The organism is Ochrobactrum sp. BTU1 (assembly GCA_018798825.1).
Lineage (GTDB): Bacteria > Pseudomonadota > Alphaproteobacteria > Rhizobiales > Rhizobiaceae > Brucella.
The window spans coordinates 400,900-412,200 of record CP076356.1 but is presented as its reverse complement, the minus strand read 5'-3'; the positions used below and the strand labels follow the sequence as shown (position 1 = coordinate 412,200).

Sequence of the window (11,301 nt, the reverse complement as noted above, 5' to 3'; positions counted from 1 at the left end):
AATTACTTAAACGTTTTTTAGCGATGAGGTGGGTGGGGTCAACGGCGCTGGAGAAGCGCAGTTGATGAATTAGGGCGTTCCGTAAGCAGCAGTCGCTTCTGGGAATGGCGCGCTTTCAACCCGATGGTCTCGCATCACGCCCGACATGAAGTGATGTAACACTAAATTCGATTGATGAAAGAGTGGGCCGGGTAGTGGCTTCATTCTAGCCGTCACGTAACCTGCTTTGGCCATCATCTGATTGAGGATTCTGTTGCTGATATGGAAATTTACAAGATGGATACTGGAAGACATAGCGTCCTCCTTTCACATTGCGGGCATGGACACTTTGCCCCGTCGACGACCCGTTTAAAAAATCTATTGCCGACGGCCTACAGTCGGGCATTTCGATATATAATGCAAGAAAAAAATTAAGGTCATTTAAAGGCGTGGTGCTAATTCAGGATATATATTCTAATATTATAAGTTTTAAGCGAAAAATAATCGAGTGCGCAATGCAAGAAATATATCCAAATACATTTCTTATTTACTTGTTTAATTCCATTCCGTCAATTCTAAACTTTATAATATGTGATCTTTACATTTATATACGCCAAACGAAAATGAAAAACAGACTGCGTTGCTTTAATGCCTATCGCACCGGCATTGTGCCCGCTACCGTTACCCAGCCGACAAGGATTATCGAGATGCGAAATGGTTGAACACGGATTTATCAGATAAAAATTGCAATCTCTGTCGAAAAAAGGAGCAACTTATTTGTTGCGGGCGTATGCGGAGCCAAAGTGCTGCAAATCGCGTTTCTTCGTGGCTTCAAGCACCACTGAACGCATCGGGTTGGGTCAATTACAGAGCGATTTAGGCTGAAACCACAATCGCGGGTGTTGCGACTGCTTTCCCCACCCCTTTTAAACTTGGGTATATTTCCTCCACTCCACAGTTGTTCAGGCGCTAGTCGATCTAAGAACTGAAACGCCCTGTCGAGTCTGTGGCAATTTTGACAAATGCCGTGGTGGCGGGTGTTGGCTCGCAAACCATCAAACACAGCTCGAACGCGGCTTGTGGGTCGGCGATTTCATGATACGCAATGCGATCAGGGCGGAAGCTCGCCATGCTGGCGGGAACAATGGAAATTCCTGCTCCCACAGCAACGAGCGATAAAACGGCGTGCATCCCGTGCGCTTCCTGGGCGATTTGCGGAACAAAGCCGGCATCCGCACACAACCGCACCACCTTAAGGTGAAACCCACGTCCTTCAAGCATAGGCCACAAAATAAACTTGCTGTCCGAAAGGTCAGCGAGGACTAGCCCCGTGCTCTGAGACAAGGGATGATCGAACGGCAAGGCTATGCAAAGCCGGTCATGATCGAAGACATGTTGAGCGATACCGTCAGCATCTCCAAGGGGAGGAATGACGATAGCGGCATCGAGTGCCCCGTCGCGCAGGCCAACAATTTGCATTGCCGTTGTTGCTTCGCGCAATTCCAATCGCACGTCCGGCCTTGCGTGGCGGAACGCCTTTACCGTGTCGGGGAGCCGTCCGTAGAGCGCGCTGCCAACATACCCCAGTCTGACAATGCCTGAGAAACCCGCTGCAGTTTCCCGCGCTGTGCGGATCGCGAAGTGTGCCTGACGAAGGGTCTCGCGCGCTTCGCGCAGAAACGCGTGACCTGCGGCGGTAAGCCCGATGATCCGATTGGGGGCCCTATCGATCAGGTCGACACCTAGCTCTTCCTCCAACCGTCGAATGGCAACTGTTAACGGCGGTTGAGACATGCCAAGTCGTGAGGCCGCACGGTGGAAGTGCCCCTCCTCCGCGACTGCCACGAATTGCTCCATTTTTCGCAGGTCGATCATGCCGCGTTTTGGTGAAGCTTTCCCGTTCGATATATCAAACATATCAAAACCTAATTTTTTCAATATTGGACGTATCATAATATTTCGACCATCCTGCATGCAATGAAGGAAAAAATCATGAAGAAGTTAGATTTTCGCGGACGTACTGTGCTTATAACGGGAGCGGGCCGTGGCTTGGGGCTCGCCTATGCACGCGCCATCGGTCATCTCGGCGCGACGATCCTCGTGCACGACGTCGGCGCGAGACGCGATGGAACCGGAATGGACCCCGCGATTGCGGAGAACGCTGCCTCAAGCCTTTCAAGTGATGGGATCATGGCGCAACCCTTCCACACTCCAATCGACACTCGCGATTGCTGCCATAGCCTTATTGAGGCTTGTCTGAACGTAAATGGACGTCTTGATGCGGTCATCCACAACGCTGGTTGGGTAGACTACGAACCGGTTGAGGAACTTGAGGAAGCTTCATTTGACCGCATGATGACTATCGCCGCGAAAGCACCACTTTGGATCGCTCAAGCAGCATGGCCTATAATGAGTAAGGCTGGATATGGACGGATCGTCCTTACAACCTCCTGCCGCGCGCTTTATCCACAATACGTTCAAAAAGGGCTGATCGCTTACGCCGCAGCCAAGATGGCCGCCGTGGGCATCACGAATGTACTCGCCCACGAGGGAGCGGCACACGGCATCGTCGTCAATGCTGTTTCTCCCGTTGCTAAGACACGGATGTGGGGCGTTGAAGGCGAACCGGACGAGCTAAAGCCGGAAACCGTCGCTCCAGGTGTAGCTTTTCTTGCTTCTCCCGAGTGCAAAGAAGGGGGATGGATATTGCGTGCTGCAAACGGTCAGTTTCATGCCACTCGTGCGGTGGAAGCCGACAGCGTCGACTACCCGCGTGACCTGTGTGGTATCCGAGCTTCGACCCCTAATGCTGTGGCGGAAGCATGGGAAAAAATCGCAATCGTTGCGCCCGAACCGCGGTCGTGATCACGGCCGGATCTGCAAGACTTGCTTGAAAACGGGCGCGAACATACCATCAACCGGCTGTCGCTTTCGCATCTGAGCCTTATGCAGCTCTCTGCGCTTGGTACGACCCACGCCGCGGACAAATTGGCAATCAAACTGCAATCCCGCTCTCACCGCGATTAATTGAGGGTCATTGGTGGAGAGGGGATGGCAGATGCAAAGTGACAGAAACCGGGTTCAGTACTGCACTTTTAAAGACTCTGACCCACTTAGTGCCGGGAAGAGTGGTAGAACTTCCTGAGCAAGCTCCTCGATAATCTCAGATGGAGGGCGCTGTGCGAACTGAATTCCCAAAGCAGCATGATTGACACCAGCCTCCCGCCATTCTTCAAGCAGAGAGACGAGAGCTTTGCGACCAGTCCTCAGAACATACCCACCTTGTAACGGCGTTCGGGGGAAATCTGGATCATCAACGAGATCGATCCATTCATTTGTCATGTGAGGGCGAAACCCTCCATCAGGAATCTTTGCTCGCCACGCTGCGATGTTTTGTGCGAGTCTTCTGGGTCCATCCGCTGTGTGAGTAGATTGCGGATAAGTGAGCCATCCATCCGCATTGTGTGCAACCCATTCGGGTGTCTGTCGGCTCGAGCCTGTTATAATCAGCGGAATACGCCCCACTGTCGGTTGGGGCAGGAATTCAACCCCGTTCACATTACCAAGTATTGAAGAAATTTCCGGTCGTTGTGAAACGGTAAGCTGACGAAAAAACGAAACTGCTTCTTTAAAGCGAGCGCCACGTTGATCCATATCGATCCCGTAAGCTGGGAATTCGCTGGGGCGATCGCCTGATGCTATACCCATCACAAGACGCCCGCCAGAAAGATTATCAATAGTCGATGCAGCTTTTGCCAGATCGATAGGATGGCGCAATGTAAATATGGCGCTACCCGTCGCCAGAGTGATATTCTTAGTTTTTGCTGCGAGATAGGCGAGATATGTAAAGGGATCAAATACTTGTCCCGCATCTCCGAATGCCGGGTCAAAAAGTGGAACATCGCGGACCCATATGGCAGCGAACCCAAGTCTGTCGATGTTTTGCACCACCCGCGACTGATCCTGCAACACGTCGAGACTGCCCTGATAGAACCGCAACGGCAGAAAAACACCGAGGGTGAGTTTGTCTGGTGCAAACATTCGTCTGTAACCGGGATGGTTTTCAAAGGCGTCGGAGGATACCCCCGATAAGGATTGAGCCTGTTTCTGATTATGATTAGACGAGAGATGCATAGGAATTTCCAGACTATTTTTAAGGGCCAGTAGCAGGGACAGGGATAAGCACGCCGCGCTTAACAGCATCTCTTTCTGCCATTCTGTAATGCCAGGCTGAGAGATTGCTGAAATTCGACAAGTCAAATCCGCAGATCATTGCAATATGTGTCCAACCAAAGTTGGCGATATCTGCGATGGAATACTCGTCTCCGGCGAACCATTGATTGCGGCTCAAATGGCGGTCCAAAGTTGAAAAGGCTTCCTCAGTTAAAACTTGGTAGCGCTCGATTGCAGCCGGGAAAGACTGGGGAGCAAACATCTCAAAATGAACACGCTGCCCGAGGATTGGTCCCACGCTCGATGCATGGAACTGTAGCCACTGGATTGCTTTCCAGCGATCACCGGAATCGACGGGCAAAAGTCTCCCGGCTTTTTTTGCGAGATAGAGAAGAATTGCTGCTGATTCAAACAGTGTTATGCCGGCATCGTTGTCGACGATGACCGGAATGCGCCCATGAGGATTGAGCTCCAGGAACTCGAGCGTGCGATTATCCGCATTTTCAATTTTCACGTGATGGGTTTGATAAGCAAGGTCAAGCTCTTCAAGCGCGATAGTGATTTTGAACCCATTGGGCGATGCATCTGTATAGAGGTCAATCATCCCGTCTTCTTTCGAAGTGCTTCGCTTTCAAATCTGACAATTTATGGCGTCCTTTCTTCAACCTGTCCTGGGACGAGTGGGGCATTCGGTACGGAACAGTTAAAAGGAGAGGCTGGGTTTGAGAAACGATCAATTCTCAATCATAATTTAGATTGCCTATATTCTTAGACGAAAAATATCTGTTCTGGTTTTAAGGTTTCAGTGTTAGCAATCAGGCCTAGCGGGGCTCCTTTAGATGACCCGATCAGACTTGAAAGATAAGAGGAAGTGATGGGACGAGTGCTACCGCTTCTGGCATTGCGGGCATTTACAGAGACCGCCCGCCATAGGAGCCTTAAACGGGCAGCAGAGGCTATGGGCGTTACTGCGGGCGCTGTCAGCCAACAATTGCGCCTGTTGGAACAGCGTACCGGAAAAAGCCTATTTTCCCGCACACGTTACGGCGTTGAACTGACAGATGACGGTGCGTGTGCTTACCCTGCCCTTCAACTGGCCTTTGATCAGATTGAACTCAGTCTCAATCAGCTCGAGAGCAAATCCAAGTCCCAGTCAGTCACGATATCGACGGTTCCTTCGTTCGCAGCGTCTTGGCTCGTACCGCGCTTGGGAAAATTCAAAGACAAGAATCCAGATATTGAATTGCGCATTGAAGCAAGCCCCAATCTCGTTGATCTGCGTCGTGGTCCAGTTGATATCGCGATCAGGCACGGGCTTGGGAACTATCCCGGCTGTAACAGCGCCCATTTGATCACCCCTAAAATGGTCGCTGTCGCAAGCGCTGAATTGTTGGCTTCAGGTCCAAAGATACGGACTATAGAAGATTGTTTGGCTCATCCACTTCTCCAAGATGCTGACCGCGCCGACTGGCAGCTGTGGTTTCAAGCGCTGGGCGTTGCTCCTGATGAACGTATGTTGCGCGGCCCTTCGTTTGATGATGATTATCTGCTCATCAGAGCTGCGATATCAGGACAAGGGATTGCCTTGATCCGCGATATTTATGCCGCGGAGGAAGTAAACGCCGGTCGATTGGTCGTGGCAATCGATCAGCCTTGGCCCACGGAATTTGCCTATTACATCGTGACCGCAGAGCATCGGACACAACGACCCGAAATGCGCAAATTTATCGAGTGGATAGTGACGGAGGCCGCTTCATGCCCGCATTGAATCATGCCGAAAGCCTTCGTCCTCCGCTGCCAACGGCGTGACACGTTTGCCTTCGATCAAACGGGAGAACATGGAAACAAACACTTTTCCCTCGCTTCGTTTTTGAAACTAATGAATATCGGCTTGTCTGTAGCGATCCTCGCAATAGCTCTCTCCTGCCCCAACCATCCCTATGGGCTTAGTTGGGTTGAGTTTGTGTGAAGAGCCCGTTGCCGTCGAAGTGCTAGCGCCTTTGTTAAATTGTGACGCGGAAATTCTGCGATTGGACGCGTGCCCACCCCGCCATATCGTCATGCTGTTTTCCGCTCCTGTGGGAATTCTGAAGATGAGACTTGCATTCGTTACCGAACAGCATCGACGCGTACAACGCCGTTATTGCAGTGGTTGGCGGAGATGGTGCGGCGTGTAGAATGACTGTGGCTTGACGCTGTACGGAAATCTCAACGGCTCTTCAGCGCGGATACTGGAACCTCTTCCTGAAGGCGAATGATATGAACGTCAGTTAAATCTCTGAGATGTTCTTCGACAGTTTCGCGTGACACCCATTAATTCGCGCCCCGGACTCACTCAAATTGCATTCTTACCGTCTTCGTCAACGCTCTGGGAGTGCCTGACCGATATCAATGGAACGAAGATCGATCATCATAGGCTCTGCGATTGTGATGATTTAATGCGCGGGAAATTTCCTATTAAATTACCTTATTTGTGACTGACATGTTAGTGAAGTATCTTTTACCAATCAATCATATTGACTCTTTGTTTCAGCTCTTGATAAAAGCTCGATCAGGCTGTGGAGGAGCTTGTCTCGTCGGCGGCACGTATCGAGCTGATGGAGTCCTCACTGCATGTTTAAAACTAATCAACTCAAAGCTCGCCTTTTGGCGGGAGAGGTCGCATTCGGCTGCTGGGTGGCCGGCGGCTCCGTTACAGCTGCCGAGATTTTAGGTCATATCGGATTTGATTTCTTACTTCTTGATCATGAGCACGGCGTCGGTGATGCTGCAACAATCGTTGATGAGTTGCGGGCCGTCGCAGGAACCCCAACGCCCGCGATTGTACGCGTTCCGTGGAACGATCATGTCTATTTGAAGCGTATTCTCGACGCTGGCGTTCAGTCAGTCATGATCCCGTCCGTGGAAAATGTTGAGGAAGCACGTTCTGCGGTCGCAGCTTGCTATTATCCACCACATGGACGCCGTGGCTATGCGGCAGGTGTCGTACGCGCATCGACCTATGGACTTGTTCCAAATTACATCCATCAGGCAAACGAAAACCTTCTAACAATTTGTCAGGTTGAATCTGCCTCAGCTGTCGAGCAGATTGACGCTATCTGTGCAATTGAAGGTCTCGACTGCGTCTTCATTGGCGTTAATGACTTGGCCGGATCTATTGGCAAGCTGGAACAGACGGATGATCCCGAAGTTCGTGCGCTCGTTAAGAGAGCCGAAGAAGCTATTTTGCGTTCAGGAAAGATCATGGGGACCGTTCCTAACGCAGGCGCCTCGGTCGCAGACCTGGTCGCACGTGGATATCGTATTATTGCTGGACCGCATGACGTCGCGCTTCTTCGCGATGCGGCGAAAGGCGCGTTGGACGCATATAAAAGCATCAGTAATCCCTCTTCCCCACGGTCAGACGATCAAAAGTTGCGCGCATACTGACAACGGCGTGCCGCTATTCGGCACCCCCTCAATTTCCAAGTATCCTTGCCACACCCCGGAAAGACTATCCCATGTCCATCCAACGTCTTGCACCACGCATGAGTGTTATCGGCGCGTCTCCAACAGCCGAAATTTCCAATAAAGTTCGCGCCTTACGTACAGCAGGTTTCGACGTCGTAAACCTCGGCGAAGGTGAGCTTGACTTCGCCACGCCAAAATCAATCGCCGATGCAGGTGTTGAAGCCATCCGTAATGGCGAAACAAAATATACGGCCGTGTCCGGCACAGCGGCCCTAAAGGCTGCGATAATCCATAAATTCAAGTCTGAGAATAATCTGAGTTACGAGGCCAACCAGGTCATTGCAGGGGCTGGCGCCAAGCAGCTGATTTTCAACGCATTCTTTGCCACTCTGGATGCGGGTGATGAAGTCATTATCCCAGCACCTTACTGGGTTTCATATCCTGATATGATCCGCCTTGCCGGCGGCGTTCCAGTTTCCGTCGCAACAAAGCGAAGCAACCGCTGGATATTGCAGCCCGAAGAATTAGAAGCTGCAATCACCCCAAATACCCGCTGGGTTATTCTAAATTCGCCAAGCAATCCGACTGGAGCCGTTTACTCTAAGGATGAACTCAAGGCATTGACTGATGTCCTTTTGCGTCATCCTAGCGTGCTTGTTATGGCAGATGACATTTATGAACATGTTGTTTATCAGGGGACCTTTGAAACGCCCGCAGCGGTAGAGCCCGCACTTTTTGATCGCACACTTACGATCAATGGGGTCTCCAAGGGTTTCTCCATGACTGGCTGGCGGCTTGGCTATTCTGGCGGTCCTGCCTGGCTCGTTTCTGCAATGGAGATGTTGCAGTCCCAGAGCACGGCACATCCGTCATCCATCAGTCAGGGAGCCGCCGTCGCAGCGCTTAATGGTGGCCATGACTTCATGCCCGAGTGGCTCCGAATTCTGAGTGAGCGCCGCGCGATTGCAATGGACATGATTGCTCAAGCTGATGGGCTCGAAGCAGATGCTCCAGAAGGCGCGTTCTATGTTTTTGCAGATTGCTCGGCCTTGTTCGGCCGTCAAACTACTGACGGCAAGGTTATTGCAAGCGATCTCGATGTCGCTTCATATCTTCTGGAGGAAGCACATGTTGGCGTTGTCCACGGCGATGCATTCGGCATGCCAGGCCACATTCGCTTCGCATATGCAGTAGCGACTGAAACCCTGCTCGGTGCTTGCGCACGCGTCGTTGCAGCAGTCAACAAACTCCAGAAATAACATCTAGAAATTTTCAGCAGGCAGTGTTTTGCCGCCTGCTGATGGACCTTCTCAACTTAAAGCGGCTCTTTAAGCCAGATAAATAGGGTGTAACAATGAAAAAGGTTCTTCTTAGCACTGTAATGGGAATGATTGCCGCCACATCTGCAACATCGATGTCTTCAGCATCCACCCTATCGGATGTGAAAGCACGGGGTGTTTTGCATTGCGGTGTCAACAGCGGGCTAGCCGGCTTCGCAGCCCCAAATGACAAAGGTGAATGGTCAGGTTTTTCTGTCGATTATTGTAAAGCCGTAGCCGCGGCCGTTCTGGGCGATGCGACAAAGGTGAAGTACATTCCTTTGACCTCTAAGGAACGCACACCAGCTCTCCAGTCGGGAGAAGTGGATCTGCTTTCACGCGAAACAACCTGGACAATCAGCCGTGATACCGCCCTTGGTTTCAACTTTCGTCCCGTCAATTTCTACGATGGTCAAGGCTTCATGGTCCGCAAAGACCTTGGCGTCAAATCCGCTCTAGATTTGGATGGCGCTTCTGTTTGTCTTCAAACCGGCACCACGACAGAAATGAACGTGGCGGATTATTTCCGCGCCAACAAGATTACGTATGAACCAATTGTCTTCGAGAAACAGGAAGAGGTTGACGGCGCCTATGCAGCAGGCCGCTGCGATGTCTACACTACAGACCAATCGGCACTTTATTCGCTGCGCTTGACTTTGAAAGATCCAGACAATCACGTTGTCCTGCCTGAAATCATTTCCAAAGAGCCACTCGGCCTCGTCGTACGTCACGGCGACGATCAATGGTTCGATATTGTCAGCTGGGTTCACTACGCACTGATCAATGCTGAAGAATTTGGCATTACACAGGCCAATCTTGATGAAATGAAGCAATCTGTGAATCCGGATATTCAGCGCTTTCTGGGTGTTGAAAGCGGCAACAAGATTGGCACGGATCTCGGCCTCGAAAACGCCTGGTCTGAAAATGCGATCAAGAGCGTCGGCAATTACGGCGAAATCTTCGAGCGAAACCTTGGCAAAGACAGCCCATTGAAAATCGACCGCGGTTTGAACCAGCTTTGGAATAAGGGTGGCATCCAATATGCCCCACCTGTTCGCTAAGTAATCCTTCGCCATATCCGGAAGAGCGCTGATGCGCTCTTCCTTATATCTGCCTTGGTATAGTTTTGGGGTCCTTCCACCAAAGCCTACCAGGACGCGCCTGACATTCGGAGGGAACTCATCCATGGCTGAAAACGTCATGACCAAAGAGCTTGGTCCAGACAAAAAAATGCGTCCCATAAACGATCCGAAGTTTCGCGGGCAACTATTTCAGATAGCTGTACTCATATGCCTTGTTGCAGCTGGATACTGGGTTATCTCAAATACAATCACAAACTTGCAGCGTGCGAATATCGCGTCAGGCTTTGGCTTCTTGGACGGCCGCGCGGGCTTCGATATTTCACAGGCGTTAATTCCCTTTTCGAGCGACTCTACCTATGGGCGCGCGCTTCTTGTTGGATTTCTCAACACTTTGCTTGTGGCTGCCACTGGAATTGTCGCTGCAACCATTCTGGGTTTCCTCATTGGTATTGGCCGGCTATCTAACAATTGGCTGGTCGCCAAATTGTGCACAGTCTACATCGAGATTTTCCGAAATATTCCGCCACTTCTGATCGTCTTTTTTTGGTACGTTGGCGTGATTTCAGTCTTGCCGCAAATTAAGCAATCGATTGAACTTCCTTTATCGATCTTCATTAACAATCGGGGCATATCATTTCCGAAACCTGACTTTGGTGGTTCTAGTAGTTTGGTTTTCTCAGCCTTTGTCATCGCCATCCTAGCAAGTATCACAATTGGGTTTTTCTCACGCAAAAGGCAGGTTGCGACGGGCAGACGTTTGCCCGTCCTTTGGACATCAATTGGACTTTTTCTAGTGTTGCCAACACTCACACTACTCATGAGTGGCGGCACGCTTTCCTTCGACCTTCCCGAACTTGGACGCTTCCGTCTTCAGGGCGGCATGACAGTTGGACCAGAGTTCTTGTCATTGTTCTTGTCACTGTCTTTTTACACGGCAGCCTACATCGCCGAGATTGTCAGGTCCGGTATCGTTGGCGTTAGCAGTGGCCAGACAGAAGCCGCACATGCATTAGGACTGTCACCCTCATTGACCAACCGCCTTGTTGTCGTACCTCAGGCAATGCGGATCATTATTCCTCCGCTCACAAGCCAGTATCTCAACCTAATGAAGGATTCCTCACTCGCTATTGCGGTCGGCTACGCTGATATCGTCTCTATCGGTGGAACAATCATGAACCAGACAGGACAGGCGATTGAAGTCATTACAATTTGGGCCATCGTGTTCGTATCGCTAAGCCTTTCCGCTTCCGGCTTCATGAACTGGTTCAATACAAAAGTGGCGCTGAAGGAGCGGTAAA

General features: G+C 50.9%; 10 protein-coding genes. 6 read left to right on the top strand and 4 right to left on the bottom strand.

Annotated elements, in window-relative coordinates; translation table 11 throughout:
* Positions 1 to 69 precede the first annotated feature (69 nt).
* Positions 70 to 294, bottom strand: a complete 225-nt coding sequence (locus KMS41_21080; protein QWK81056.1) for a hypothetical protein — start codon at positions 292 to 294, stop codon at positions 70 to 72.
* Between the two features lie 663 nt (positions 295 to 957).
* Entirely contained in the window at positions 958 to 1,896 is a 939-nt protein-coding gene (locus KMS41_21075; protein QWK81055.1) for a LysR family transcriptional regulator, read from the bottom strand.
* A gap of 75 nt (positions 1,897 to 1,971) precedes the next feature.
* Between KMS41_21075 and KMS41_21070 the strand changes: the two genes are divergently transcribed.
* Positions 1,972 to 2,844: an SDR family NAD(P)-dependent oxidoreductase gene (locus KMS41_21070; protein QWK81054.1), complete on the top strand. Its 873-nt coding sequence runs from the start codon at positions 1,972 to 1,974 to the stop codon at positions 2,842 to 2,844.
* A 216-nt stretch (positions 2,845 to 3,060) separates the two neighbouring features.
* Here the strand turns inward: KMS41_21070 and KMS41_21065 are convergent, their stop codons facing one another.
* Both KMS41_21065 and KMS41_21060 read right to left on the bottom strand, forming a co-directional pair.
* Entirely contained in the window at positions 3,061 to 4,113 is a 1,053-nt protein-coding gene (locus KMS41_21065) for an LLM class oxidoreductase (protein QWK81053.1), read from the bottom strand.
* A 19-nt stretch (positions 4,114 to 4,132) separates the two neighbouring features.
* On the bottom strand, positions 4,133 to 4,756 hold the full coding sequence (locus tag KMS41_21060) for a glutathione S-transferase N-terminal domain-containing protein (protein QWK81052.1): 624 nt from the start codon (positions 4,754 to 4,756) through the stop codon (positions 4,133 to 4,135).
* Between the two features lie 270 nt (positions 4,757 to 5,026).
* Here KMS41_21060 and gcvA point away from each other — a divergent pair, with 270 nt between their 5' ends.
* From gcvA to KMS41_21035, 5 genes are all read left to right on the top strand, one after another.
* Positions 5,027 to 5,920: a transcriptional regulator GcvA gene (gcvA, locus tag KMS41_21055; protein QWK81051.1), complete on the top strand. Its 894-nt coding sequence runs from the start codon at positions 5,027 to 5,029 to the stop codon at positions 5,918 to 5,920.
* Between the two features lie 845 nt (positions 5,921 to 6,765).
* Positions 6,766 to 7,581: a 4-hydroxy-2-oxovalerate aldolase gene (locus tag KMS41_21050; GenBank protein ID QWK81050.1), complete on the top strand. Its 816-nt coding sequence runs from the start codon at positions 6,766 to 6,768 to the stop codon at positions 7,579 to 7,581.
* A gap of 98 nt (positions 7,582 to 7,679) precedes the next feature.
* Positions 7,680 to 8,861 (top strand): pyridoxal phosphate-dependent aminotransferase, encoded by a 1,182-nt coding sequence (locus tag KMS41_21045; GenBank protein ID QWK81143.1) that lies wholly within the window; start codon positions 7,680 to 7,682, stop codon positions 8,859 to 8,861.
* A gap of 95 nt (positions 8,862 to 8,956) precedes the next feature.
* Entirely contained in the window at positions 8,957 to 9,982 is a 1,026-nt protein-coding gene (locus tag KMS41_21040) for an amino acid ABC transporter substrate-binding protein (GenBank protein ID QWK81049.1), read from the top strand.
* A 124-nt stretch (positions 9,983 to 10,106) separates the two neighbouring features.
* Positions 10,107 to 11,300: an amino acid ABC transporter permease gene (locus KMS41_21035; protein QWK81048.1), complete on the top strand. Its 1,194-nt coding sequence runs from the start codon at positions 10,107 to 10,109 to the stop codon at positions 11,298 to 11,300.
* Position 11,301: the final 1 nt, after the last annotated feature.

Bases quoted from the DNA above. Each gene is read 5' to 3' on its own strand.
- KMS41_21045 (QWK81143.1), top strand. From the start codon at position 7,680: ATGAGTGTTATCGGCGCGTCTCCAACAGCCGAAATTTCCAATAAAGTT.
- KMS41_21035 (QWK81048.1), top strand. From the start codon at position 10,107: ATGGCTGAAAACGTCATGACCAAAGAGCTTGGTCCAGACAAAAAAATG.
- gcvA (QWK81051.1), top strand. From the start codon at position 5,027: ATGGGACGAGTGCTACCGCTTCTGGCATTGCGGGCATTTACAGAGACC.
- KMS41_21040 (QWK81049.1), top strand. From the start codon at position 8,957: ATGAAAAAGGTTCTTCTTAGCACTGTAATGGGAATGATTGCCGCCACA.
- KMS41_21070 (QWK81054.1), top strand. From the start codon at position 1,972: ATGAAGAAGTTAGATTTTCGCGGACGTACTGTGCTTATAACGGGAGCG.
- KMS41_21065 (QWK81053.1), bottom strand. From the start codon at position 4,113: ATGCATCTCTCGTCTAATCATAATCAGAAACAGGCTCAATCCTTATCG.
- KMS41_21075 (QWK81055.1), bottom strand. From the start codon at position 1,896: ATGTTTGATATATCGAACGGGAAAGCTTCACCAAAACGCGGCATGATC.
- KMS41_21060 (QWK81052.1), bottom strand. From the start codon at position 4,756: ATGATTGACCTCTATACAGATGCATCGCCCAATGGGTTCAAAATCACT.
- KMS41_21080 (QWK81056.1), bottom strand. From the start codon at position 294: ATGTCTTCCAGTATCCATCTTGTAAATTTCCATATCAGCAACAGAATC.
- KMS41_21050 (QWK81050.1), top strand. From the start codon at position 6,766: ATGTTTAAAACTAATCAACTCAAAGCTCGCCTTTTGGCGGGAGAGGTC.